Below are 23,588 nucleotides of genomic sequence, written 5' to 3'. Positions count from 1 at the left end.
ACTCGGGTTCGCGACGTCGTGAGAACAGGCCCATGGCGTCATCCTCGCACAGGCGGCCTCGGCGCCGGATTGTCGGTGCTGTGCGGTACAAGATCCACATGAGGGTTTCCGAGGCACAGCAAGCCTTTTTCGCGGCACGTCGGCCCCGCAAGGACTCTCCTCACACGACCGCGGCGTACCGCCGCGATCTCGCGGGGATCACCGCGTTGCTGGTGGCCGAGCTGGGCTGTCCCGCCGACGAGCTGGAGGTGGCCGATCTGACCGTGCAGGTGCTGCGGGCGGTGTTCGGCGCGTTCGCGGACAACCACGCGAAGAGTTCCGTGCTGCGGGCCTGGTCCACCTGGAACCAGTTCCTGACGTTCTGCGTGTCCGACGGACTGCTGGGCGGGAATCCGATGGGCGCGGTCGCGCGGCCGAAGACTCCTCCCCTGTCCCCCAAGCCGTTGCGGGGTGAGGAGACGCCGGAGCGGCTGCTGGCTTCGGTGGCGGAGGGGTCGCGGAAGGCGCGGGACCCGTGGCCGGAGCGGGACGTGCTGGTGATCGCGCTGGGCCTGGTGGCCGGGTTGCGGGCGGCGGAGATGCGGACGCTGACCGTGCGTTCGCTCGTGGGCCGGGCCGGTGAGCTGCGGTTGCACGTGCGGGGTAAGGGCAGCCGTGACCGGTCGATTCCGGTGCAGCCGATCATGGCGCGGCTGGTGGAGAGTTATCTGGAGTCGTGTCGCCGCCGGTTCCCGCACGCGCGGTTCGGGCCTTCGTCGGCGTTGCTGCGGGATCGGGCCGGTGAGCCGATCGGGCGTGGGGCGCTGGAGTACCTGGTGAAGTCGTGCTATCGGTGGGCCGGGCTGCACGATCGGGTGCCGGTAGGGGCGAACCTGCACGCTTTGCGGCACACGTTCGCGACGCGGCTGGCCGAGGACGGGGCGACGGCGTCGGAGATCATGCGGTTGCTGGGGCACGCGAGTCTGTCCACGAGTCAGAACTACATCGAGGCGACGGGGCGTGAGCAGCGTGCGGCGGCCGCGAGCAACCGGACGTACGTGGCGTTGGATCGGCTGGTGCCGGAGGCGGATGGTTAACGAAGTTGTTCGAGGTCGCGGGCGGCGCGGGCGAGTTCGTCGGCGAGTTTGCGGAGTTCCGTGGGTTCGGCTCCGTCGTCGGCGGCGGTGACGATGTCTTCGGCGGCGCAGCGGAGCTGGAAGAGCCGGTCCTGGAGGGTGGCGATCTCGGTGTCGGACAGGACGACGGCGTCTTCGGGGAGTCCGCTGCGCTGGAGCGCGGTGCGGCGTTCGTAGGCGCGCTGACGGCAGGACTGGCCGCAGTAGCGGCGCCGCCTGCCGACGTTGCCTGCCGCCGGCAGGCGTCTGCCGCACCAGCCGCAGTGTTTCGGTGCGCTGGTGCGGCGCGGTAGCGCCAGTTCGTCCGCCTGGTGGGCGTCTTCGGCCACTTCCCTCACCCGGCCGACCCTATCCGGCCATCGTCCGCTCACGCTCGGGTCATGGCCGAAGTGCACACTGGAGGGGTGTCGTCACCGTTTCCGTACCTCGCCGATCCGTTCCCCCGTGCGTTCGCCCATCGCGGCTGGCATCTCGATGAGCTGGCGGGGCTGGAGAATTCGCTGCCCGCGTTCCGGCGGGCGGTGGCGGAGGGGTACCGGTATCTGGAGACCGATGTGCACGCGACGTCGGATGGTGTGGTGGTCGTGCATCACGACGCGTCGCTGGATCGGACGACCGATGGTTCGGGGGCGATCGCGCAGCGGACCTGGGCGCAGCTGCGGACGGTGAAGGTCGGTGGGCAGGTGCCGTTGTCGCGGTTGGAGGATGTGCTCGAGGAGTTGCCGGAGGCGCGGTTCAACATCGACGTCAAGGCGAATCAGGCGGTGGAGCCGTTCGTGCGGGTGCTGGAGCGGACCGGTGCCTATGACAGGGTGGCGGCCGCGGCGTTCTCGGACGCTCGGCTGGCGCGGCTGCGGCGGTTGGCGGGGCCGCGGCTGGTGACGTCGATGGGGCCGCGGTCGGTGCTGGCGCTGTGGGCGAACGGGTGGGCGCCGATGTTCCCGATCGCGCGGTTGGCGCGGGGAGCGATGGCGCAGGTGCCGGTGCGGCAGGGGCCGTTGACGGTGGTGGATCGGGCGTTCGTGCGAGCGGCGGTCCGGGCGGGTGCCGAGGTGCACACGTGGACGATCGACGATCCGGTCCAGATGCGGGCGTTGCTGGATCTGGGGGTGCACGGGATCGTGACCGATCGGCCGGATCTGCTGCGTGAGGTGCTCGTCGAGCGGGATGCGTGGCGGCAGGCCGGCTGATCGGTCACGTCTTCCCTATCGGGGTGCCTTGCCTTCCCATGCGGCTTTCCAGGTCTTCGGGCCGAGGCGGCCGGAGTCCTTGATGCCGTTGGCGCGCTGGAGGTCGAGTACGGCCTGTTTGGTCTTGTCGTAGTAGCAGCCGGTGCCCTGGAACTTGTAGCCGTGGGCGTTCATGCGGAGCTGGAAGGTGCGCAGGGCGGGTGCGCAGTCGCCGTAGGCGTAGACGAGGCCGGGCCAGGCGGGTTTCGGGCCGCCGTTGGGTGGTGTGGGCGGCGCCGGGGCGGGGGCGGGCGGGGTGGGTTTGATCGGTGCGGGGCCACCGCCGATGTAGGCGGATTCCTCGTAGGTGGGGACGCGTTTGCTGCGGGCGTCGCCGTCCTCGCGCAGGCCGAGCTTGCCGGCGCATTCCCAGGGCTGCCAGCCGCGCATCCGGTAGAGGTAGAGCGCGCGGTAGTCCTGTTCGCGGCCGCTGGCCTGGTCGGGTCTGCCCTGGCCGCCGACGCTTCGCCAGGTGGGTAGGTCGAACTGGTAGGCGCCGAAGTAGCCGTTTCCGGTGTTGACGGCGTAGCGGCCGCTGGACTCGCACATGCGGAGCTTGGCCCATGCGGCGGCGGAGGGGTCGGCCGAGGCGGTGGTGGCGACGGTGATCTGCAGGCCCAGTACGGCTACGGCGGGGAGAACGATTCTCACCACGGCTCGGTAGGCGGTGCGCAGGCGGTCCTTGATCATGCGCTGCACAGTAGAACTGTGACCCTTTCGCCACAAGAGTCACACTACGCTCTCCAGCATCACATGACACAGGTGGAAATCGGCTCCGCGACACGCCGCGAATTCGGGAAATGGGCGTTCGACGGGGTGCGTCGATCGGGTGATGACGACAAACCGGACACGGTTTCCCTACAACGGGGTCTCGGCTGAGGGCGCGCCAGTACTGTCCCCGCTGACCTCGATGTTCCTGAGCGGAGGAGCCCTGGATGGCGCTGACCGAGACCCGTGCGAGCAAGCGGGAACGGTGGGGCTGGTATTTCTACGACTGGGCGAATTCGCCGTTCTATTCGTCGGTGACGACGGTGTTCGGCGCGCTGTACTTGAGTTCGGTGGCGGCGGCCGACGCGAAGTCGAATATCACCCTTAACGGGGACAGGCCCTGCACGGACGTGGCGGGGGTCGAGAACAAGCTCCAGCACTGTGACGTGACGGTGTTCGGGGTGCAGTTCCCGGCCGGTTCGGTGTGGGGGTATCTGCTGTCGGTGGCGACGGTGGTGCAGGTGCTGGTGCTGCCGATCGCGGGCGCGGTGGCCGACCGGAGCAGGCACAAACGGCGCATCCTGGGCGGGTTCGCGTTCCTCGGTGCCACGGCGGCGGCGCTGATGTTCTTCACGGCGGGGTCGAACTGGCAGCTGGGTGCGGCGTTGTTCGTGGTGGGCAACATCGGCTACGGCGGTTCGCTGGTCGTGTACTACTCGTTCCTGGTCGACATCGCCGGGCCGGACGAGCGGGACGACGTCTCGGCGAAGGGCTGGGCGTTCGGGTATCTCGGCGGTGGCCTGGCGCTGGCGTTGCAGCTGGGGTTCTACCTGGGCCGGGACGCGTTCGGGGTGGATCAGCCGACCGCGGTCCGGGTGTGTTTCCTGACCTCGGGGCTGTGGTGGGCGCTGTTCACCTTGCCGACGTTGCGGGCGCTCCCCCGGACGCATGTGCCGGTGGTGTCGGAGCCGGGGCGGTCGGTGGTGGGTGCGGGGTTCGCGGAGTTGCGGCGGACGCTCGCCGAGGCGAAGGCGTATCCGCTGACGCTGGCGTTTCTCGGCAGCTATCTGGTGTTCACCGACGGGATCAACACGGTCGTCACGGTGTCGGCGCAGTACGGGAAGGACGAGCTGAAGTTCGGCGACGAGGTGCTGATCATGACGGTGCTGGTGATCCAGTTCGTCGCGTATGGGGGCGGGGTGCTGCACGGGCTGGTGGCGCGGCGGCTGGGTGCGAAGCGGACGATCCTGATCAGCCTGGCGTTCTGGGTGGTGGTGCTCGGCGGGGCGTTCTTCGTGCAGCCGGGGCGGCCGGTGCAGTTCTACGCGGTGGCGATCGGGATCGGGCTGGTGCTGGGCGGGACGAACGCGTTGTCGAGGTCGCTGTTCGCGCAGATGATCCCGGCGGGGAAGGACGCGCAGTACTACTCGCTCTACGTCGTGGGTGAGCGGGGGACGTCGTGGCTGGGGCCGCTGGTGTTCGCCGGTGTCGGGCAGGCGACCGGGTCGTTCCGGCTGGCGATCGTGGCGCTGGTGGTGTTCTTCGTGCTGGGGCTGGTGCTGGTGTGGCGGGTTCCGGTGCGCCGCGCGATCGTGGCGGCGGGCAACCGTCCGCCGCGGGTGCTGTGAGGCACCGATAGGCTCGACCGTCGTGACTTTCGTGAAAGACAGCGGGCGTGACGGCCCGGTTTCCGCCGGTAGCGGAGTGGACGGTGATCCGACGGACGCGTTGTCCTCGGTTCCCGCGGCAGGGTCGCGGCGGGGAGCTCCTCCGGTGGGCAGGCTGAAGTTCTGCTACGGCCCGATGGATTGCGGGAAGTCGACGCTGGCTTTGCAGATCGACCACAACCATGCCCGGCAGGGGCGCCGTGGCCTGGTCCTGGTGCGGCACGACCGGTCCGGCGAGCCGCAGATCACCAGCCGGATCGGGATCACGCGGCGGGCGGTGGAGGTCGGGACGGCCACGGACGTGCGTGAGCTGGTGCGGCAGGAGTGGGCGCGCGGGCAGCACGTGGACTACGTGATCGTGGACGAGGCCCAGTTCCTCTCCCCCGCCCAGGTCGACCAGCTGGCCGAGCTCGCCGACGACGTCCAGCTCGATGTCTACTGCTTCGGGATCGCGACGGACTTCCGGAGCAGGCTGTTCCCCGGGGCCGCTCGGCTGTTCGAACTGGCGGACGAGCTGCAGCCGGTGCAGGTCGAGGTGCTGTGCTGGTGTGGGCTGCCGGGGCGGTTCAACGCGCGGGTCCAGAACGGGGAGGTAGTCCGTGAGGGGGACACTGTTGTCGTGGCCGATACCGAACAATCCGTAGTTGAATCTTCAGCATCAGTACGTTTCGAGGCCGATCCGGATACTGTGCGTTATCAGGTACTGTGCCGTCGCCACTACCGACAGGGTGATCTGGGGCCCACGGCGGCTCAACACGGCCAGTTACGGTTGACTTGAGCAGAGCGTGAGTAGCCCATCCGGGGGATATCCGCACTAAGAGGCCGTATTCACGTCACGCCAGAGCGCGAAACCGCTCCTACTAGAGGAAGCTGTTGCCGTCGGGTGACACAGCTCATCGTGAGCAACGACATGGTGTACCGGGAATCCTCCGGGCGCCTCGGTCGTTGCATAGGGTGAGCACCACCCTGGCTCCACCCGGAGCTGACTGGAAAGGACCCCCATCATGGCCGACCGTGTTCTCCGTGGAAGCCGGCTGGGAGCGGTCAGCTACGAGACCGACCGCAATCACGATCTCGCCCCGCGGCGCACCGTGCGCTACGCCTGCCCGAAGAACCACGAGTTCGAGGTGCCGTTCTCCGACGACGCCGAGATCCCGACGGTGTGGGAGTGCAGGCTGCACGGCAGCGAGTCCGAGATCGTCGACGGCGGGCAGCCTGAGCAAAAGAAGGTCAAGCCACCGCGTACCCACTGGGACATGCTCCTTGAGCGGCGCTCGATCCCTGAGCTCGAGGAGCTGCTGAACGAACGTCTCGCCGAACTCAAGGGACGTCGGACCCGCTCCGCCTGAGGATTCGGCTTGTAGCTGCTCCCACCACAGATTGAAAGGCCCCCGTGACCTCCCCCCACGGGGGCCTTTCGCCATCCTCGGGGCCGCCGGGTACGTCCGGGGATGCGCTTGGACCCGGCCGGCAGGGACTTCGAGGACATTGTTTGCGGGGTGCCCCTGTCGGCCGGCCGGTCCGGTTGAAGGCGAGGCCTCCTTCGCGCCGGGCCCGGTACTCTCGAAGGTAAGAACCGTGCACGCCCTCCGGCCAGTGCTTGTGCCAGATCCGCAGACCGGTGTTCCAGTTCGGCAAACATTCTCACTTTTGGTCGTCGTTCGGATACCCTGGGTCTTTTGATGAGCGCACGAAGCGGGGTTCGTGATGCCGGGTCAGCTTTCGCCTGCCTTGATGTCGGCGATCCGCTGTGGGGATCACGCGGCCGTGGTGCGCTGTGCCCGCCATGAAGCCGGGTGGAGCCAGAGCGAGCTGGGTCAGCGGTTCGGCTGCGCGGCCAGCACCATCTCACGTTTCGAAAGCGGGCGTCGTCCGCTGCGCGACGTCGCCGTGTTGCGACGGTTCGCCGACGTCCTCGATCTGCCGCCCGAGGCCTTCGGGCTGAACCCTGCCCCGCCCGACCGTGTGCCCGCCCGACACCCACCCACCACCGGAGCTGTCGGGCGCCAAGCCCAGCCGGGAGAGGAGGACGTTCAAGTGCGACGTCGCGCGTTTCTGGTCGCCGCCGGACTGGCCAGTACCTCCCTTGCCACCCCATCCGCCGCCGCGCAGCCCGAGCCCGACCCGGCCGCGATGCTCTACGCCCGTCTGGAGAACGTGCTGGTCGGCCCTGCCCAGTCGGCGCTCACTCCACTCCCGCTCCCCCTGCCGGCCGCGCTCACCACGGCGAAGGACGACTTCCACGCGAGCCGTTACCTGTCGCTGGGCACGCAGCTGCCACAGCTGGTCAGCAACGCCGAAGCCGCCGCCGAGGCTGCCGCGGCCGCGAGCCGGATCGCGCTGGCGCAGGTGTACAACCTCGTCACCCGTGCCCTGCTCAAGCTGCGGGCCAGCGGTCTCGAGTGGATCAGCGCCGATCGCGCGCTGCGGGTCGCGCTGCAGGCCGGTGACCCGCTCACGCTCGCCGAGGCGCAGCGCCTGATGGGCTCGGTGTTCCGGAGGGCGGGGCATCACGAGCGGGCGCAGGCCCTCGTCCTGTCCGCGGCCGAGCAGCTCGACACGACCACCCCGGAACACCTGTCGCTACATGGCGTTCTGATGTGCTCCGCCGGGTACGCCGCCGCGCGCGCCGGGGATCGTGACCGCGCCATGAGCCTGCTGGACGAAGCCGCCGCGACGGCCACTCGCCTGAGCGGGTACCCGGCCCGTCAGCAGGTTCTCAACGCGAACATCATCAGCCACCGGGTGTCAGCCGCCTACCTGCTCGGCGACGCCGGGACCGCCCTCCAGTACGCGCGTGCCGCCCGGCCCGCGGACTTCCCGAGTGCCGAGCGGCACGGCCGCTTCCTCGTCGACGTCGCGCTCGCGTTCGCGCAGTGGGACAAGCCCGAGCAGGCGTACCGGACCCTGCTCGCGGCGGAGCGCCGGGCGCCGGGCGAGGTGCACACGCGCTCGGCCGCCCGAGGCCTGATCAGCGACCTGATGCACCACCGCAACCAGCCGGCGCTGCCCGGCCTGCGTCATCTCGCCGTCCGCAGTCACGTACTCGGGTGACCCGGGTGCCCATCTAGTTGTCCGCGATCCGGCAGGCCGTCCCCGCGATCACCGCGGGCACGTACTGCTTGCGGAAGATCCAGTAACATTCCTCGAAGGAGTCGGCGTCGCAGGCGTCGTGCGCGAGCCATGGTTCGATGTCGTGCTGGCCCACCGCGTAGTCCATGCACGCGCCGAAACCCTGGGTGTTCACCGTGCTCACTGGACTGGCCGACGCACCCGATGCCGTGGCCACCAGCGCGCCCGCCGCGAGCACCGTTGCCGCCACTACCCTGCCGAACATTCCCGTACCTCCCGGTCCGCGCGGCGCCTTTCGCTCGCGCGACACCAGTTGACGGGGTGCGCCGTGGGACACGCCAGAGCGATTCGGCGCGATCAGTCAACGGCACAGCAACATCACCTCACGGTGACGAATTGCTCACTTTTCGTAGACTTGAAGGGCTGAGCCGTTCCCTCACTCGCGTAAGGGATTGCTCCCCGCGTCAAGCGCGTGGCGACGGGTGCCGCGGTTCGTAGATCGGCAGAGTGCTGCCGTCGGGGAGGCGGATCGTGGCGAGCTGTCCCCAGCCGGCGTCGCGGACCTCGTCGACGATCTCGACGCCCTTGTGACGCAGTTCGTCCAGAGTCCGGGCGATGTCATCGCACATCAGGAACAGCTCGTGGTGCGCCTCGCCTTCGCCTGCCGGGTGCACCGCCAGCTCGGCGGGCGGCATCGCGAAGATCGGCCAGCCGCCGCCGGCGTCGACCGAGTCGAGGCCGAGAGTGTCTCCGAAGAACGCGCGTACTTTTTCCGCGGCCGGGCTGAACACGATCGCGTGCAGGCCAGTGAGCATGGCTCGAACCTAGCCCACCGCACGCGGCCTGACGACCGCTCCGGCCTCAGGCGGCTTCCCAGGCCGCCTCGACCATATCGTCGGCGATGGCCGCGGCAAGCGACTCGGCGCGACGCAGCCTCATCGAACCCTCGTATTCCTGCAGGGCGGGTGTCGCGTGGATCTGGCGGCGCAGCGCGGGGATGAGCGGCTCGTGCGGCGCCCGTCCGGTGACCGCCCGGGTGAGGCCTTGCTCGAAGTCTTCGTCCTGTTCGAACACCAGGGCCTCTTTGGAGGCGAAGCGGTCATGCGTTGACACTATCAGACACAAAAACCTACCTGTTGGTAAACCCTAACCGCTAGTGCTACGTTCGGCCGTATGCAGAACGAAGGGAACGAACAATGCACACGGTGATCGTCGGGGCGGGTTTGGTCGGACTGACCACCGCGGCCTCCCTGCGGCTGATCGGGCACGAGGTCACCGTCCTGGAACACGCGCCGCAGGTACGAGCCGCCGGGGCCGGTATCGGCCTGTGGCCCAACGCGCTGCGGGAGTTCGACACCCTCGGCATCGGCGACGACGTGCGCCGCATGGGCAAGCCCGTCGACGCGTGGTTCTACGACCCGGCCGGGCGCCCTATACGCGCGACCGGCTACGACGCGGCCACCTACCTGTTCCTGATGGTGCCGCGGCCGGAACTGAACACCCTGCTCGCCGACACCGTCGGCCGCGACCGGATCCGGCTGGCAACACATGTCACCGGGTTCACCGAACACGGCACACACGTGGAGGTGCATCTCGCCGACGGTGCGCCGCTGCGGGCGGATCTGCTGATCGGCGCGGACGGGGTGTACTCCGACGTACGCGCCGCCCTGGTGCCCGGCAGCGCGGCGGTCGAGCACGCCGGCAACTACGCCTGGCGGGCGGTGCTGCCCGTCGGCGACGAGCGGCCCGAGGGCACGATGGTCACCATCGGCCCCGCACGGACCCGCGGTGGATATACCCGCGTCTCGCACGACCGGACCATGTGGTGGATCGCCCAGTTCGACGCTGGTGAACTCGTTGGCAGCAAACGGGAACGGGCCCTGCGGCGAGCCCGCCACGTGGCCGGGTCCGGCTGGCACGACGAGCTGCTGGAGATGATCGCCGCCACCCCGGAGGAGTCGATCCTCGAGAACCAGATCATGCGCGTCCCCGAGTTGTCACGCTGGACCACGGACCGGGTCGCGCTGATCGGCGATGCCGCGCACGGCCTGTCCCCGCACATCGCGGCGGGCGGCACCCTCGGCATCGAGGACGCCGGCGTGCTGCGCGCCGAATTGGCCGACGGGTCCGACATCGCAAAGGCCCTCGCCCGCTATGAGAGCGCTCGCCGCGCCCGGTTCGAGAAAGTGCACGAGCATTCCGCGGCGGTCGAAAACGCCGACGGCGCCGCCGAGTCAGCCGAGCGCTACGCCGCCTTCAGCCACTGGATGCTCACCACCGCACCCGCCACCTGAAGCCGGCCACACCACGTCGACCAGCGACAACACACGCTCATCCGTGAGCTTGTTGAGGAGAACAGCATGAAGAAAGTCATCTTCGCCGAGTTCGGCGGCCCCGAAGTCCTGCAGCTCCTGGACGCCGAGGAGCCGCACGCGGGCCCAGGTCGGGTACGCATCGCGGTCCGGGCGGCAGGGGTGAACCCCGTCGACTGGCGAGTCCGGGAAGGCCAGGTCCTCGGTGCGCACCCGACCGAACTGCCCTCCGGTGTCGGGCTCGACGCCGCCGGGGTGGTGGACGAAGTCGGCGAGGGCGTCGAAGGGATCGAGATCGGTGACCACGTGTTCGGCGAAGGATCCAGTACCTACGCCGAATTCGCCGTGTTGTCGGCCTGGGCCCGCATGCCCGAGGGACTGACATTCGAGGAGGCGGCCGGATATCCCTCGGTGGTGGAGACCGCGCTGCGCATCATCCGCGAGACCGGTGTCCAATCCGGACAGACGCTGCTGGTCAGCGGCGCGTCCGGGGGCGTCGGATCGGCGGTCCTGCAGATCGCCCGCGAGCGCGGCATCACGGTGATCGGCACGGCCGGTGCCGCGAACCAGGACTACCTTCGCGGTCTCGGCGCCCTCGCCACGACCTACGGCGAGGGCTGGGTCGAACGGGTGCGGCAGCTGGGTCAGGTCGACGCGGCCCTCGACCTGGCAGGCTCGGGCGTGATTCGCGAGCTCGTCGAGCTGACCGGGGATCCGCGGAAGGTGGTCTCCATCGCCGATCTCGGCGCGCCGGAGCTCGGTGTCCGGTTCTCCGGCGTGGCCGCGAGCGTGCCGGACGCGCTGGCCAAGGCCGTCGACCTTATCGCGCGGGGAAAGCTCCACATCCCGGTCGAGAAGTCCTACCCGCTCGCCGACGCCGCGGTGGCGCATGCCGACAGCCAGGCCGGGCACACGCGCGGGCGCCGGGTCATGGTTATCTGAGCCGGCGACCGACGTACCCGGGTCGCCCGGCTGATCAAGGGTTTCGCCAGTGGCCGGGCGACCGTTCGGCGACGAAGACGAATTCACGTCCCGGGCGGTCGGGAGCGTCACGCACGTCCAGTACGCGATACCCCTGCGCGGCCAGGCTCGCCGCCACCTCGTCCCGGCCACGAAACCGGAGGGTCGAGTCCGAGGTGACGACCGCGCCGTCCGACAGAAACCGGTACGTGTAGCGGAAAGACACCAGCGGCAGGCTCACGTCGGTGACCTCACGACGCTGCTCCACCGGGCCGATCCCCGGTACGTCGAGCGTGAGCCGAGCCGGGTCGGCGGCCCAGTCCTCCCAGGCACGACGCTCGGGCCGCCGGGTCTCGAACACGAGGTGACCCTGCGGACGCAACGCATCGCGAACACCTCGAAGCGTGCGCATCCAGTCGTCATCGGTGAGGAAGACCTGGGCCACGTTTCCCGTCATCACGGCGAGGTCGGCGTCGACGGCGCCGGTTGTCGTGGCATCCCCGTGCGACCAGGTGACTCCGGCGGCGCCGTCCTTGGCCTTCGCGACGGCGAGCGACGCCTCCGCGGGATCGACGCCGACGACGCTCCGGCCGCTCGCGGCGAGCAGGATCGCCAGGCAGCCCGTGCCGCAGCCGACGTCGAGCACCCTGGTAGCGCCCAGCTCGCCGGCTATGTCTAGGTACGCCGCCAGGTCGTCGCGGTCTCCGTCGAAAGCGTCGTAGACGAGCGCGAGGCGAGGATCGGCGAAGATCGCGTCAGGCATCCGGCGCGCGATCGCCTCAGCCGAGCTTGAGCAGGCGGCGCACCTGTTTCCACCGCCGCTTCAGGCCCCACGTTCCGACGCGGAGGAACGCTTCCTGGATGATCGAGCCGCTCATCTTCGACTCGCCGATCTCGCGCTCGGTGAACGTGATCGGCACCTCGACGATCTCGAACCCGGCTTCGACCGTGCGCAGTGTCAGGTCGATCTGGAAGCAGTAGCCGTGTGAGGCGACCTCGTCGAGCGCCAGCTTCTCGAGCACCTGGCGGCGGTAGGCGCGGAACCCGGCGGTGATGTCGTTGACCCGCACGCCCAGCGCGATCCGCGAGTAGAGGTTCGCGCCCCGCGACAGGATTTCCCGCCGCTTGGGCCAGTTCACGACGCTGCCGCCGGGCACGTACCGCGAGCCGATCGACAGGTCCGTGTCCCCCAGCGCGTCCAGCAGCCGCGGCAGGTCCTCCGGCGCGTGCGAGCCGTCGGCGTCCATCTCCACGATGGTGACGTAGTCGCGGGCCAGCCCCCACCGGAACCCGGCGATGTAGGCGGCGCCGAGGCCCGCCTTCTCCGTCCGGTGCATGACGTGCACCCGCTCGTCGGCCTTCGCCAGCTCGTCGGCGAGATCGCCGGTGCCGTCGGGGCTGCCGTCGTCGACGATCAGCGCGTGGACGTCAGGGAGCGCCTTGTTCAGGCGTTCGACGATCGGCCTGAGGTTCTCCCGTTCGTTGTACGTCGGGATCACCACCAGCACCGGTTCGATTCCCTGGGCCCCCCGCGGCGCCTGCGCCATCCGTCTTCCTCCGAATCCGCGGGATCAGCCCGCCGCTTCCCCTGTACCCGTGCGCTGCGCGCGCCGGGCGCGCTGTGCACCTCGAACACGAAAGCGGAGCACGAACCCGCCGGCGACCCCGGCGATCGCCAGTGCCAGCAGTCCGTACTCCGTCCACGCACCGAGTCGATCCGACAGCGTAGTCTGCGTCCGTAACGGGACGCGCCCGACCAGCGATTCTGCCGTGAAAAGCCCGGTCGAACTGGTCACCGACCCGTCAGGGGCGATGATCGCGCTGACCCCGCTGACCGCCGAGACCACCACCGCGCGGCTGTGTTCGACCGCCCGCAGCCGCGACATCGCCAGCTGCTGGTAACTCATCTCCCCCGGCCCGTACCAGGCGTTGTTCGTCGGCACGACCAGCAACTCGGCACCTGCGGCCACGGATTCCCTGGCCGGGTAGTCGAACGCGGTCTCGTAGCAGACGAACACCCCGACCTTGGTCTGCGCGACGCTCAGCGCGGGGTTCGCGCCGGTGCCCGGGACCATGTCGACGGTCTCCGCGTCGATGAACGGTGTGACCACCTCGGCGATCTTGCGCGCTGGAACGTATTCGCCGAACGGAACGAGCTGCTGCTTCGAGTAGCGCTGGCCTGGCCCGTTCTTGGGATCCCACGCGATCACCGAGTTCTGTGAGTGCCCATCGGGCAGGCGATACAGCGCGCCGACGAGCGCGGGAACGCCGAAGCTCGCGACCAACTGGTCGAGCTGTGGGTCCGGCCCGACCACGGTGGTCGCGCTCTCAGGCCAGATCACCAGATCAGGCCGCGGCACTCGCTTGTGGTTGATGTCGTCGAGCAGCCGCTCGCTCTCGGCGAGGTGATTGTCCCGCAACAGGGTTCGTTGCCCCTGGAGGGCGAGCCCGATGTCGGGAGCGTTGCCCTGGACGGCGGCGACGGTGCGCTCGCCGTCCTGCGCGCTGGTCCCGATCGTGGGCCACAGCGCCAGCCCGGCCACGATCGGGACCACCGTCAGCACGGCCGTCCCGATGGCTCGACGGTCTCTGAAGGCCACCTTCAGGGACTTCAACGCCCTCAAGGTGGACTTCAGAGACTTGAGGCGAACCAGGAGAGCGGCGAGGGAGAAACCGGTGAGGCAGACGGCGAGTCCGACGAGCGGGGCGCCGCCGATCGAGGCCAGCGGCAGGAAGACACCCTCGGGCTGGCTGAACGCGACCCGGCCCCACGGGAATCCGCCGAGCGGGAACCAGGTGCGCGGGGTTTCCAGCGCGACGAACACCAGCGCGGACCACAGTGGAGCGAGCGGCAGCCGGGACACCACGGTGACGAGCCAGCCCGCGAGTCCGAAGTAGACGGACAGCGCCAGGCAGAGGCCGAGCCACGGCCACGGTCCGAAGTCCGGGCCGAGGAAGTCGAGCAGCCAGGTCAGCAGCGGCAGGAAGAACGCGAGCCCGAAGACGAAGCCGTAGCCGAACCCGCCGCGGAACCGGCGTCCGTGCAGGACGAGGCCGAATCCGGCGAACGCGAGCGGCGCCAGCCACCACAGCGGACGCGGTGCGAAGCTCAGGTAGAACACGAAACCCGAGGCCGCCGCGGCGGCGAGGCGCAGCAGCCAGGCGCGCGAGATCCGGCGTCGCCGGACGGGTTCGGCGGGCACCTCGGGCTCGGTGTCCGCAGCGGTCGCTACCACGGGAGGTAACTCTACGTGGTGGAGGTGAAGTCGTCGTAGATGACCTCTCCCCCGCGCACGGTACGCAGGCACCGGGGCAGCGACGCGTCCTCGTCGAGCCTCGGCAGCGGCGGCACCCCGGCGCGCGGATCGGTGGTCCAGCGCTGGACGCGGCTGTCCGGGGTGGCGACGACGAGGTCCGTCGCGTCCCACACGGCGTAGTGCGCAGGCGCCCCCGCGACGAGGCTGCCGGTGACTCCGTCGTTGACGCCCGCTGCGCGGTGCCCGGCCCGGGTGTGCGCGGTGAACGCGGCCCGCGGTGACAGTCCCGAACCCGGGGTGTGGTGGTAGACGGCAGCGCGGACCGCGGCCCACGGGTCGAGCGGGGTCACCGGGGCGTCGGAGCCGAAGGCGAGCAGGACGCCTTCGGCGGCGAGCGCGGCGAACGGGTTCAGCCCGGTCGCGCGTTCGCCGAGACGTTCCGCGTACATGCCGTGGTCACCGCCCCACGTGGCGTCGAACAGCGGCTGCGTCGACGCGACGACACCCCAGCCCGCCAGCGCGCGGGCCTGACCGGCGTCGACCATCTCGAGGTGTTCCAGGCGGTGGTGACGCGCGGCGAGAGCGCGCTGGCCGACCTGCTTCTCCGCCAGCCGGAAGCCCTCGATCACCTCGGTCACCGCGGCGTCGCCGATGACGTGGAAGCCGGCCTGCAGCCCGGCTTCGGTGCAGGCGGCCAGATGGTCGCCGATGGCTTGGGCGTCCAGGTAGAGCGCGCCGGATTCCGCGGGCCGGTCGTGGTAGGGGGCGCGCAGCGCGGCGGTGCGGGAACCGAGCGCGCCGTCGACGAACAGGTCTCCCGCCGCGCCGCGGGCGCCGAGTGCGCGGGCGGCTTCGACGTCGGTCTCGCCCCAGTAACCAACGACCTCGGGCAGCCGGGGTTCGGTGGCGAGCGCGAGCAGCGTGGCGAAGTCCTCGCGGCCGGAGATGTCCGGCCCGCCGCATTCGTGGACGCTGACGACGCCCCGTGCGGCCGCGTCGGCGAGGAACGCGCGCTGGGCCTGCTCCCGCTGGGCCGGGCCGATCGCGGCACGCGCGGCATGGCGGACGTGGTGGTGGGCGGCGCGGGTCAGCGGGCCGTCGGCCGACCAGCCGTCGGCTTCACGGGCCTCGGGAGCCAGCGCGAGCAGTGCGCTGGACACCAGCGCGGAGTGGACGTCGACCCGGCTCAGGTAGACCGCGACGTCGCCGGCGACTTCGTCGAGTTCCGCGCGGCTCGGCAGCCGCGGGCTGGTCCAAGTGGACTCGTCCCAGCCGTGCGCCAGCAGCACCCGGCCCGGGATCGCGGCGGCGCGGACGGCGGCGAGCATCTCGCCCGCGTCGCGGATGGTGGTGAGGTCGAGGCCGGCCAGGTGCAGCCCGGCCGAGGTGGCGTGCACGTGGGCGTCGACGAAGGCGGGTGCGACGAACGCGCCGCCGAGGTCGATCACCTCGGCGTCCGGATGCAGTGCGCGGGCCGGGGCGTCCTGGCCGATCCACACGATCGTGCCGCCGGTGACCGCCATCGCGGTGGCGTCCGGGGAGGCCGGGGAGTAGACGCGCCCGCCGAGCAGAAGCGTCGTCCTGTCGTTCGTCACGTCCCCGAGTGTGCCCGGTCGGGTGGACCGCTCCGCAGCGGGGATCACCAGGTGTGACACTCCGAGATCTGCGAGAATATTTACGGTGTGAGAACGTTATGACAGGATATTTTTACGCGTTCCCGACGACTAGGAGTACAAGTGACTGCGATCCAGGAACCTGTGACGCCAGCCGCCGCCTTTGACCAGCCCTACGAGTACGCCCGCGCCGAGCTGGTGGAACCCGATTGGCGACGCTTCCCCGGTTGGCGGGACGTCACCGAGGCCCAATGGCGTGACGCGCAGTGGCAGCGCGTGCACTGCGTCCGCAACGTCAAGCAGCTGCGCGCCCTGATGGGTGACCTGCTGGACGAGCGCTTCTACGAGGATCTGCTCGAAGACCAGCGCGAGATGGCCACGATGTCGATGTTGCTGCCGCCGCAGATGATCAACACGATGGCGCCGGCCGCGGGGACCGACCCGGCGGAGGTGACCGAGGCCTTCTACGCCGACCCGATCCGGCGGTACATGATGCCGGTCCGCAGCGACCGTGACACGACGTGGCCGAGCCACCCGCATTCCGAGCGGGACTCGCTGCACGAGGCGGAGATGTGGGTCGTGGAGGGGCTGACCCACCGCTACCCGACCAAGGTGCTCGCCGAGATGATCTCCACCTGTCCGCAGTACTGCGGACACTGCACCCGGATGGACCTGGTCGGCAACTCCACCGAGCAGATCGAAAAGCACAAGCTCGCGCTCAAACCGGTCGACCGCCAGGACGCGATGATCGACTACCTCAAGAAGACCCCCGGCGTGCGGGACGTGGTCGTGTCCGGCGGCGACGTGGCCAACGTGCCGTGGCCGCAGCTGGAGTCGTTCCTGATGCGGCTGCTGGACATCGAGACCGTGCGGGACATCCGGCTCGCGACCAAGGCACTGGCCGCGCTGCCGCAGCACTGGATCCAGCCGAAGGTCGTCGAGGGCCTGCAGCGAGTCGCGGTAACCGCGCGGCGGCGCGGCGTCAACCTCGCCATCCACACGCACGTCAACCACGCCCAGTCGGTGACCCCGCTGGTGGCCGAGGCCTCACGCACCGCGCTCGACGTCGGGGTGCGGGACGTGCGCAACCAGGGCGTGCTGATGCGCGGGGTCAACGCGACACCCGCCGAACTGCTCGACCTGTGCTTCGCCTTGCAGGGCGAGGCGAACATCCTGCCGTACTACTTCTACATGTGCGACATGATCCCGAACGCGGAGCACTGGCGCGTCGCGGTCTGGGAGGCTCAGGAACTGCAGCACGCGATCATGGGCTACCTCCCCGGCTACGCCACCCCGCGGATCGTCTGCGACGTGCCTTACGTCGGAAAGCGCTGGGTCCATCAGCTCGCCGAGTACGACCGCGAGCTGGGCATTTCCTACTGGACCAAGAACTACCGGACCGGCATCGAACACGAGGACCCGGAGGCCTTGCGACGTCGTTACCCCTACTACGACCCGATCCAGACGCTGCCGGCGGCCGGGCAAAAGTGGTGGACCGACCAGTAGTCCCGCTGACCCGAGCACATGATCCCGACCGCTTGCCCGCGGCCGGGCGAGGGATCCGCGAGCTGCGGCTAACCGTCACGGGATCCCTGCCATGCCACGGGCGAACCGCGCGGTGGAAGAAGACCGCAAAGCGGTGCCTGACCAGCGGATATACCGCTGGTCAGGCACCTGTCGAAGTGTCACAGCGTTTGCCGCCAGTCCACCAGTGCCAACCCGGTCCACTGGCGGCAGTTATCCGACAGCGAATCCGACAGCGAATCGGAGTGAACACAGCCGTCCGGGTGGCGCGTGTATGCAATCGCGGGCGGCTCGCCACAGCGATCGCCGTGCCGTCGTCCGGACGCCATCCGATCAAACGGATCGCAATCAATCCACGGAGGACATCGCCGCCGAGGTCCTGCCGAGTACGTGACCTGACCGGAGACCCGGCGGAAGTCGCCAAGCTCAACCAGATCGACACCAATAACGCCGCCCTGCGGACCGCGTGGGAATCCGTGCTGTGTCTCAAAGACTATGTCACCGCGCGGAAATCCGGTGACTGGAACGGCGGACTCGACCAGTACCTCACGAACCCGCCTTCCGGCTACCGCGCGATCGGCAAGAAAAAGTGGGGCCGCTCGGAAACCAGGGCCACCATGAACGCGTACGGGGAGGACCGGGTGTTCCCGGTGCCGGAGGACGTCGATCCGTCCGGACGGATCGCGATGACCTCGCATTTCAAGCTCGCGAGGATCGGTATGCGCAGCCCCAGAATGTACGTCTACGACGGTCACCCAAGCACGCCGTGTGTCTACATCGGTTACATCGGCGTGCACCTGACCAACACGCAGACCAACTGACGAAGCTGCACCGCAGCGGCCTCCACCACGCCTATCAACCAGCTGACTCGAGCCCGGCGCGTGACACCGGCGGGGCGTCGGCGATGCTGTGGGCGTGGAGTACGTGTCCAGAGTGCCGCGACCGCCGCTGGACGGGCTGATCGACGACATCTACTACCTGGAGGGCACCCCACCGTACGCCCGGCTGACGCTGCCGCCGATGCCCGCGGCGTTGCTCATTGTCAACCTCGGGGCGCCGTTCCGCATCCGCGCCGGCACCGGCATCGCGACGGCCGAGTACGCCGACGGCTGCGTGGTCACCATGCCCACCCGCGCGGTGGAGTTCGGCTACCCACCCCGGACTCGCTCCGTCGGCGTGCACTTCAAGCCGTGGGGGGCGGCGCCGTTCCTGCCGATGCCCGCGGCCGAAATGTGCGACCGGCCGGTGACGGTGGAGCAGGTCTGGGGCCGGCCCGCCGTTGCCGAGCTGCGAGACCGGCTGGCCACGGCGGACGGACCGCACGAGATGCTGACGCTGCTCGAGGAAGAGCTGATGCGACGGCTGGGCGAGACCGCCGGCCTGGGGCTGGTCCGCCACACGAGCAGCGTCCTCGCGGCGACCAGCGGGGCGATGGCGATCGGCGACCTGAGCGTGGCAGCCGGTGTCAGCAGCACCCATCTGGCACAGCGGTTCAAGCAGCTCATCGGCGTCACGCCGAAGCGGCTGGCCCGCACCTACCGCCTCACCGCCACCGTGTTCGCGATCGACCCCGCCGGACCGATCGACTGGAGCGACCTCGCCAGTGGGGCCGGCTACTTCGACCAGGCCCACTTCGGCCACGAGTTCCGGGAGTTCACCGGGCTCACGCCGACCCGGTACCTCGAAATCCGGCGGCGGTTCCTGCGCGAACATCCCGGCCACGTGCTGGCAGGCTGGCCGCTGCCCGCCGATTGATTTCTTACAAGAGCGACAGCTCACGACACGTTAATTTGGGGGGCCCCGAAGCAGAGGAGAGCCCCGTGGGCAAGGTGGTCATGTACGGCTCGGTGTCGGTGGACGGCTTCATCGCGGACGAGAACGACCAGCCCGGACCGCTGTTCGACTGGTTGTCCAGCGGTGACGTCCCCTTGGACGAGAGCGGAGCGCTCAAGGTATCGCGGAGGTCCTACGACTACACCCGGCCGTACTGGGACCAGATCGGGGTGACCATCGCCGGCCGCCACGTCTTCGACATCACGGACGGCTGGGACGGGAAGCCTCCGAGCGGGATCGACCACGTGGTCGTCGTGACGCACCGGCCGGAGCCTGAGGGCTGGGACCCCGAGGCGCCGTTTCACTTCGTCGACGGCATCGAGGCAGCCGTGGTCAAGGCGCAGGAACTCGCGGGCGACCGGCTGGTCGAGGTCGCCGCCGGCGACGTCGGTGGCCAGGTGCTCGCCGCGGGCCTTGTCGACGAGGTGCGCATGGACGTCGTACCCGTCGTGTTCGGGTCCGGCAAGCGCTACTTCGGATCGGTCCACGCGCAGCACCTGCTGGAGGATCCCGACGTGGTGATTCAGGGCAACCGGGTGCTTCACCTGCGCCATCGGGTGCGCCGTTGACCGACCTGGGCGGGCACGTCGGCCAGACACCCCGGCGTAAGGCACTCCCCGGTTGCCACCAGGCCTTGGGGCCCATCATGGTGTGGCGGTGACGACCGCGCGGGACCGGTCCGCGGCGATCCGCACCGCCAGCACGCCGAGCACCATGCCCATCACGTAGCGCTGGGCCTTCAGCCAGCCGGGCCGGTCGCCGAGGAACCGGGCGATCGAGCCCGCGGACATCGCGATCAGGCCGTTCACGGTGATCGCGATGGTGATCTGGACCAGGCCGAGCGTCAAGCTCTGCGCCGCGACGCTGCCCTGCGCCGGGACCACGAACTGGGGCAGCAGCGAGACGTACATGATGGCGATCTTGGGGTTGAGCAGGTTGGTGACCAGGCCCATCGTGAACAGCTTCCCGGGCCGGTCCGCCGGCAGCGCCCCAGGCTGGACAGGACGATGACGTACCCGGGTGACGTCATCCGACGGTCGCCGCGGCTTTCCCCTGGTTCCTAGCGTGTGTCCGGCACGCAGGAAACCGGGAACGAGAAGGAAAGCCCATGTCTGAAGTCACCTATACCGCTGTCGCCACTTCCACCGCCGAGGGCCGCAACGGGGGCCGCGCCACCTCCGACGACGGGGTGCTCGACATCGGGCTCGCCGTGCCCAAGGCGCTCGGCGGCGCGGGTGGGGGCACGAACCCGGAGCAGCTGTTCGCCGCGGGCTGGGCGTCCTGCTTCGTCGGCGCCGTGCGCCGGGTGGCGAGCGTGAAGAAGGTCAAGCTGCAGGACCTGGCTGTCGTCGCGGAGGTCACGCTGCACCACGACACCGACGCGGGAGAATTCAAGCTCAGCGCGGTGCTGCACCTCGAGGCCTCGGGCATCGACCAGGCCACCGCCGACGAACTGACTCACGGCGCGCACCAGGTGTGCCCGTACTCGAAGGCGACCCGGGGCAATATCGAGGTCACCCTCGACGCCACCGTCGCGTGATGGCCGGTCCAGGGCCGAGCTGCCGAGCCATCGAGAACCTGATCGCCCGGTACGCCGAACTCGTGGACGACGGCGATTTCGCGGGGCTCGGCGTCCTGCTGGCCGACGCCACCTTCACCGGCAGCGGTGAGCCGGTGAGCGGACGCGAAGCGATCGAAAAGATGTTCCGCGACACGCTGATCGTCTACGCCGACGGCACGCCGAAGACCCACCACGTCACCACCAATCTCGCGATCGAGGTCGACGAAGAGGCGGGCACAGCGACCGCACGTTCCTACGTCACCGTGTTCCAGGCACTGCCCGAGCTGCCCTTCCAACCCGTCGCCGGCGGCCGGTACCACGACCGGTTCGCCCGCGACGACGGGCGATGGCGGTTCGTCGAGCGGAACGTCCGCATCACCCTCGTCGGCGACGTCAGCCGCCATCTGCGCTCGGCCGCCGCGCCACGCTAGCTCCGACCGTCCGGAAAGGACGGTTCACCGAAAGGACCCATCCGATGCACAAGGCTTGTCGCTTCGTGGTCGCCGCGACAGCGGCCGCGGGCCTGTCCCTCGCCGTGCTGCCAGGGGCCGCGCACGCGACACCCGGCAGAGGCGTCACCGCGGTCACGATCTTCGACCGTGTGGCCGACGGCACCGAGTACGTACTGAAGGAGATCACGCTGGCGCCGGGCGGCAGTACGGGCTGGCATTTCCACCCAGGCCCGGTGCGCGGCGTCGTCAAGCAGGGCGTGCTGAGTCACCACGACTCCACCTGTGCGAGCGACGGTGTCTATCACGCCGGAGCGGTCATCGCCGAACAGAGCGGGCCCGGTTACGTCCACATCGGACGTAACCTCGGGGAGACCCCGGTCGTGCTCGAAGTGCTCTACCGGAACCCCGTCGGGCAACCACTGGCCGTGGACGTCCCGAATCCCGGCTGTTCGTTCGAGTGACCGCCGTGGAAGAGCATTCGTCCCCCGGTGACCGGACGTCACGGTCCATTCCGGACGAGGGAAAAACCCGCCACTACGCCGTTTTCATCACTGGCTTGGCGAGCTACTTCGTCGAGTACGACGGCCTGCCGACACCTACCACCGAAAGCCGGGTTCCCGTGCGGACATCCCGAAGAGGAAGCTGATGAGCCTCGTAACGAAACTGCTGACGGCCGCGGTGCCGCTCGCCGTGCTGGTCCCGCTCACGACGAGCGCGACACCGCAGCCCACCGCCACGGAGTCCGTGGTCCGGGCGGCCGAAGCGACGACGTCCAGCTGTACGGCGCTCCCGGTCACCGCTCCGGCCGGGGCGAGGATCGAGACGGTGCGAGCGGTCCGTCACCATGGCGGCACCGTCTCGTTCCCGGCCACCCCGCTGAGCCCTGCCACGTCGGTCACCGACGTCCCGGCGTACTGCGAGATCACGGTCATCCTCGGTCATTCCGGAGCGAACGACCACGTCAGGATCGCGGTCACCCTGCCGGAAACCGGCTGGACGGGCCGGCTGCAGGCGGTCGGTGGAAGCGCTTACGCCGCCGGGGACTTCGGCGCGCCCCTGGTCCAGGCGGTCAAGGACGGCTACGCGGGCGTGACCACCGACGCCGGGGTGTCCTCCGACCCGCTCGACACCCGCTGGGCACTCAAGGCGGATGGCACGGTCGACCAGCCGTTGCTGACGAACTTCGCGACCCGTTCGGTGCACGAATCGGCCGTGATCGGCAAGGACGTGACCCGGAAGTTCTACCACCGGGCCGTCTCGTACGCGTACTGGAACGGCTGCTCGACCGGCGGACGTCAGGGCTACGCCGAGGCCCAGAACTACGCGAGCGACTTCGACGGCGTCCTGGCCAACGCTCCGGCGGTCGACTGGACGCGGTTCGCGGTCGCGACCCTGTGGCCGAAGGTCGTGATGAACAACGACCACCACTTCGTCGCCAACTGTGTGCTCGACGCCTTCCGAAAGGCCGCGATCAAGGCCTGCGACCCGAACGACGGAGTCACCAACGGCGTCATCGACCGCCCCGACGAGTGCGGTTACGATCCCCGCTCCCTCGTGGGCTCCCGAATTCCCTGTGAGGGCAAGGAAATCACTGTGACGGCCGCGGACGCTGACGTCGTGCGCAAGATCTGGGCGGGACCGGCCGATGGCCACGGCCGGAAGCTGTGGGCGGGCCTGCCGAAGGGCGCGGACTTCACCTGGCTGGCCGGTACCCAGGCCGCACCGGACGGCACCCTGTCCGCGCCCGGGTTTCCCGTCGCCGTCAAATGGGTGCAGAGCTTCCTGAAGAAGCAGCCGGAGTTCGACACCGCGACGATCACCTACGACCAGTTCACCGAGCTGTTCCGCCAGTCGGCGAGGGAGTACGACAGCACGATCGGCACCGCGGACCCCGACCTGTCCGCGTTCCGCCGGGCCGGGGGCAAGCTACTCACCTACGTCGGCACCGCCGACCAGCTGATCCCGCCGGGCGGCACCCTGCAGTACCGGCGGCAGGTGGAGCGGCGGATGGGCGGCGCCGACCGCGTGAACGACTTCTACCGCCTGTTCCTCGCCCCTGGCGTCGAACACTGTGGCGGTGGCGCCGGGCCGCGGCCGACCGATCCGCTGGGGACGCTGGTGGACTGGGTCGAGCACGGCAAGGCACCGGCCACCCTCGCGGCGGCCACCACCGACGGCTCCGCGACGCGAAACCTCTGCCCGTACCCGCAGGTCTCACGCTATACCGGGCACGGTGACCCCGCGGCGGCGTCGAGCTACCGCTGCACCGGGCACTGAGCCTCGTC

At 69.5% G+C, this 23,588-nt stretch carries 25 protein-coding genes and 1 pseudogene; 16 read left to right on the top strand and 10 right to left on the bottom strand.

Annotated features, from left to right (window positions below; genetic code table 11):
- Nucleotides 1-80: 80 nt before the first annotated feature.
- Entirely contained in the window at nt 81-1,076 is a 996-nt protein-coding gene (locus ACFW0G_RS04100) for a tyrosine-type recombinase/integrase (protein WP_378323238.1), read from the top strand.
- On the opposite strand, the gene ACFW0G_RS04095 is transcribed toward ACFW0G_RS04100, so the two are convergent.
- A complete protein-coding gene (locus tag ACFW0G_RS04095) occupies nt 1,073-1,453 on the bottom strand; it encodes a hypothetical protein (protein WP_378323237.1) in 381 nt (126 codons plus the stop codon). The genes ACFW0G_RS04100 and ACFW0G_RS04095 overlap by 4 nt on opposite strands.
- Before the next feature lie 66 nt (nt 1,454-1,519).
- Between ACFW0G_RS04095 and ACFW0G_RS04090 the strand changes: the two genes are divergently transcribed.
- The gene (locus tag ACFW0G_RS04090; RefSeq protein ID WP_378323236.1) at nt 1,520-2,305 is read left to right on the top strand and encodes a glycerophosphodiester phosphodiesterase; all 786 of its coding nucleotides are present in this window, start codon (nt 1,520-1,522) and stop codon (nt 2,303-2,305) included.
- Between the two features lie 15 nt (nt 2,306-2,320).
- Here ACFW0G_RS04090 and ACFW0G_RS04085 read toward each other — a convergent pair whose 3' ends face one another.
- Entirely contained in the window at nt 2,321-3,034 is a 714-nt protein-coding gene (locus ACFW0G_RS04085; RefSeq protein WP_378323235.1) for a transglycosylase family protein, read from the bottom strand.
- 245 nt (nt 3,035-3,279) lie between these two features.
- On the opposite strand from ACFW0G_RS04085, the gene ACFW0G_RS04080 reads away from it, so the two are divergent.
- The 4 genes from ACFW0G_RS04080 to ACFW0G_RS04065 all read left to right on the top strand — a co-directional run bounded on the left by ACFW0G_RS04080 (nt 3,280) and on the right by ACFW0G_RS04065 (nt 7,773).
- Nucleotides 3,280-4,680, top strand: coding sequence for an MFS transporter (locus tag ACFW0G_RS04080; RefSeq protein WP_378323234.1), 1,401 nt, complete (start codon nt 3,280-3,282; stop codon nt 4,678-4,680).
- 145 nt (nt 4,681-4,825) lie between these two features.
- The gene (locus ACFW0G_RS04075) at nt 4,826-5,497 is read left to right on the top strand and encodes a thymidine kinase (RefSeq protein WP_378323433.1); all 672 of its coding nucleotides are present in this window, start codon (nt 4,826-4,828) and stop codon (nt 5,495-5,497) included.
- A gap of 226 nt (nt 5,498-5,723) precedes the next feature.
- Complete coding sequence (locus ACFW0G_RS04070; RefSeq protein ID WP_345392636.1) at nt 5,724-6,068, top strand: RNA polymerase-binding protein RbpA; 345 nt, start codon at nt 5,724-5,726, stop codon at nt 6,066-6,068.
- A gap of 385 nt (nt 6,069-6,453) precedes the next feature.
- A complete protein-coding gene (locus ACFW0G_RS04065; RefSeq protein WP_378323233.1) occupies nt 6,454-7,773 on the top strand; it encodes a helix-turn-helix domain-containing protein in 1,320 nt (439 codons plus the stop codon).
- A 13-nt stretch (nt 7,774-7,786) separates the two neighbouring features.
- Here the strand turns inward: ACFW0G_RS04065 and ACFW0G_RS04060 are convergent, their stop codons facing one another.
- From ACFW0G_RS04060 to ACFW0G_RS04050, 3 genes and pseudogenes are all read right to left on the bottom strand, one after another.
- A complete protein-coding gene (locus tag ACFW0G_RS04060) occupies nt 7,787-8,056 on the bottom strand; it encodes a hypothetical protein (protein WP_378323232.1) in 270 nt (89 codons plus the stop codon).
- 199 nt (nt 8,057-8,255) lie between these two features.
- The gene (locus ACFW0G_RS04055; protein WP_378323231.1) at nt 8,256-8,606 is read right to left on the bottom strand and encodes a VOC family protein; all 351 of its coding nucleotides are present in this window, start codon (nt 8,604-8,606) and stop codon (nt 8,256-8,258) included.
- 76 nt (nt 8,607-8,682) lie between these two features.
- A pseudogene (locus ACFW0G_RS04050) lies at nt 8,683-8,907 on the bottom strand (TetR/AcrR family transcriptional regulator); the annotation flags it as partial.
- An 80-nt stretch (nt 8,908-8,987) separates the two neighbouring features.
- Here ACFW0G_RS04050 and ACFW0G_RS04045 point away from each other — a divergent pair.
- On the top strand, nt 8,988-10,085 hold the full coding sequence (locus tag ACFW0G_RS04045; RefSeq protein WP_378323230.1) for an FAD-dependent monooxygenase: 1,098 nt from the start codon (nt 8,988-8,990) through the stop codon (nt 10,083-10,085).
- Nucleotides 10,086-10,151: 66 nt separating this feature from the next.
- The gene (locus ACFW0G_RS04040; protein WP_378323229.1) at nt 10,152-11,045 is read left to right on the top strand and encodes an NADP-dependent oxidoreductase; all 894 of its coding nucleotides are present in this window, start codon (nt 10,152-10,154) and stop codon (nt 11,043-11,045) included.
- A gap of 34 nt (nt 11,046-11,079) precedes the next feature.
- Here ACFW0G_RS04040 and ACFW0G_RS04035 read toward each other — a convergent pair whose 3' ends face one another.
- Genes ACFW0G_RS04035 through ACFW0G_RS04020 form a run of 4 tightly spaced genes read right to left on the bottom strand, consistent with a single transcriptional unit; the run spans nt 11,080 to nt 15,915 of the window.
- On the bottom strand, nt 11,080-11,826 hold the full coding sequence (locus ACFW0G_RS04035; protein WP_378323228.1) for a class I SAM-dependent methyltransferase: 747 nt from the start codon (nt 11,824-11,826) through the stop codon (nt 11,080-11,082).
- Between the two features lie 16 nt (nt 11,827-11,842).
- Nucleotides 11,843-12,610, bottom strand: coding sequence for a polyprenol monophosphomannose synthase (locus tag ACFW0G_RS04030; protein ID WP_378323227.1), 768 nt, complete (start codon nt 12,608-12,610; stop codon nt 11,843-11,845).
- A gap of 24 nt (nt 12,611-12,634) precedes the next feature.
- A complete protein-coding gene (lnt, locus tag ACFW0G_RS04025) occupies nt 12,635-14,299 on the bottom strand; it encodes an apolipoprotein N-acyltransferase (RefSeq protein ID WP_378323226.1) in 1,665 nt (554 codons plus the stop codon).
- 11 nt (nt 14,300-14,310) lie between these two features.
- Nucleotides 14,311-15,915 (bottom strand): amidohydrolase, encoded by a 1,605-nt coding sequence (locus tag ACFW0G_RS04020; protein WP_378323225.1) that lies wholly within the window; start codon nt 15,913-15,915, stop codon nt 14,311-14,313.
- A 141-nt stretch (nt 15,916-16,056) separates the two neighbouring features.
- Here ACFW0G_RS04020 and ACFW0G_RS04015 point away from each other — a divergent pair, with 141 nt between their 5' ends.
- The 4 genes from ACFW0G_RS04015 (at nt 16,057) to ACFW0G_RS04000 (ending at nt 19,859) form a co-directional block, all read left to right on the top strand.
- The gene (locus ACFW0G_RS04015) at nt 16,057-17,439 is read left to right on the top strand and encodes a KamA family radical SAM protein (RefSeq protein WP_378323224.1); all 1,383 of its coding nucleotides are present in this window, start codon (nt 16,057-16,059) and stop codon (nt 17,437-17,439) included.
- Nucleotides 17,440-17,702: 263 nt separating this feature from the next.
- Nucleotides 17,703-18,278 (top strand): hypothetical protein, encoded by a 576-nt coding sequence (locus tag ACFW0G_RS04010; protein WP_378323223.1) that lies wholly within the window; start codon nt 17,703-17,705, stop codon nt 18,276-18,278.
- 112 nt (nt 18,279-18,390) lie between these two features.
- A complete protein-coding gene (locus ACFW0G_RS04005) occupies nt 18,391-19,212 on the top strand; it encodes an AraC family transcriptional regulator (protein WP_378323432.1) in 822 nt (273 codons plus the stop codon).
- Between the two features lie 65 nt (nt 19,213-19,277).
- Nucleotides 19,278-19,859, top strand: a complete 582-nt coding sequence (locus tag ACFW0G_RS04000; RefSeq protein WP_378323221.1) for a dihydrofolate reductase family protein — start codon at nt 19,278-19,280, stop codon at nt 19,857-19,859.
- Between the two features lie 75 nt (nt 19,860-19,934).
- Here ACFW0G_RS04000 and ACFW0G_RS03995 read toward each other — a convergent pair whose 3' ends face one another.
- Nucleotides 19,935-20,252, bottom strand: coding sequence for a LysE family translocator (locus tag ACFW0G_RS03995; protein ID WP_378323431.1), 318 nt, complete (start codon nt 20,250-20,252; stop codon nt 19,935-19,937).
- A 146-nt stretch (nt 20,253-20,398) separates the two neighbouring features.
- On the opposite strand from ACFW0G_RS03995, the gene ACFW0G_RS03990 reads away from it, so the two are divergent.
- From ACFW0G_RS03990 to ACFW0G_RS03975, 4 genes are all read left to right on the top strand, one after another.
- The gene (locus ACFW0G_RS03990) at nt 20,399-20,830 is read left to right on the top strand and encodes an organic hydroperoxide resistance protein (protein WP_378323220.1); all 432 of its coding nucleotides are present in this window, start codon (nt 20,399-20,401) and stop codon (nt 20,828-20,830) included.
- Entirely contained in the window at nt 20,830-21,282 is a 453-nt protein-coding gene (locus tag ACFW0G_RS03985) for a nuclear transport factor 2 family protein (protein ID WP_378323219.1), read from the top strand. The genes ACFW0G_RS03990 and ACFW0G_RS03985 overlap by 1 nt, the downstream gene beginning before the upstream one ends.
- Nucleotides 21,283-21,326: 44 nt before the next feature.
- Complete coding sequence (locus tag ACFW0G_RS03980; RefSeq protein WP_378323218.1) at nt 21,327-21,764, top strand: cupin; 438 nt, start codon at nt 21,327-21,329, stop codon at nt 21,762-21,764.
- Between the two features lie 184 nt (nt 21,765-21,948).
- Entirely contained in the window at nt 21,949-23,580 is a 1,632-nt protein-coding gene (locus ACFW0G_RS03975) for a tannase/feruloyl esterase family alpha/beta hydrolase (RefSeq protein ID WP_378323217.1), read from the top strand.
- Nucleotides 23,581-23,588: the final 8 nt, after the last annotated feature.

The organism is Amycolatopsis sp. NPDC058986, from assembly GCF_042741125.1.
Lineage (GTDB): Bacteria > Actinomycetota > Actinomycetes > Mycobacteriales > Pseudonocardiaceae > Amycolatopsis.
The sequence above is the reverse complement of the archived record's forward strand: the minus strand, read 5'-3'. Positions and strand labels throughout refer to the sequence as shown.

Excerpts from the sequence above, each read along its gene's own strand:
- ACFW0G_RS03985 (WP_378323219.1), top strand. The coding sequence starts at position 20,830 with ATGGCCGGTCCAGGGCCGAGCTGCCGAGCCATCGAGAACCTGATCGCC.
- ACFW0G_RS03990 (WP_378323220.1), top strand. The coding sequence starts at position 20,399 with ATGTCTGAAGTCACCTATACCGCTGTCGCCACTTCCACCGCCGAGGGC.
- ACFW0G_RS04055 (WP_378323231.1), bottom strand. The coding sequence starts at position 8,606 with ATGCTCACTGGCCTGCACGCGATCGTGTTCAGCCCGGCCGCGGAAAAA.
- ACFW0G_RS04080 (WP_378323234.1), top strand. The coding sequence starts at position 3,280 with ATGGCGCTGACCGAGACCCGTGCGAGCAAGCGGGAACGGTGGGGCTGG.
- ACFW0G_RS04035 (WP_378323228.1), bottom strand. The coding sequence starts at position 11,826 with ATGCCTGACGCGATCTTCGCCGATCCTCGCCTCGCGCTCGTCTACGAC.
- ACFW0G_RS03980 (WP_378323218.1), top strand. The coding sequence starts at position 21,327 with ATGCACAAGGCTTGTCGCTTCGTGGTCGCCGCGACAGCGGCCGCGGGC.
- ACFW0G_RS04070 (WP_345392636.1), top strand. The coding sequence starts at position 5,724 with ATGGCCGACCGTGTTCTCCGTGGAAGCCGGCTGGGAGCGGTCAGCTAC.
- ACFW0G_RS04065 (WP_378323233.1), top strand. The coding sequence starts at position 6,454 with ATGTCGGCGATCCGCTGTGGGGATCACGCGGCCGTGGTGCGCTGTGCC.
- ACFW0G_RS04085 (WP_378323235.1), bottom strand. The coding sequence starts at position 3,034 with ATGATCAAGGACCGCCTGCGCACCGCCTACCGAGCCGTGGTGAGAATC.
- ACFW0G_RS04045 (WP_378323230.1), top strand. The coding sequence starts at position 8,988 with ATGCACACGGTGATCGTCGGGGCGGGTTTGGTCGGACTGACCACCGCG.
- ACFW0G_RS03975 (WP_378323217.1), top strand. The coding sequence starts at position 21,949 with ATGAGCCTCGTAACGAAACTGCTGACGGCCGCGGTGCCGCTCGCCGTG.
- ACFW0G_RS04060 (WP_378323232.1), bottom strand. The coding sequence starts at position 8,056 with ATGTTCGGCAGGGTAGTGGCGGCAACGGTGCTCGCGGCGGGCGCGCTG.
- ACFW0G_RS04030 (WP_378323227.1), bottom strand. The coding sequence starts at position 12,610 with ATGGCGCAGGCGCCGCGGGGGGCCCAGGGAATCGAACCGGTGCTGGTG.
- ACFW0G_RS04040 (WP_378323229.1), top strand. The coding sequence starts at position 10,152 with ATGAAGAAAGTCATCTTCGCCGAGTTCGGCGGCCCCGAAGTCCTGCAG.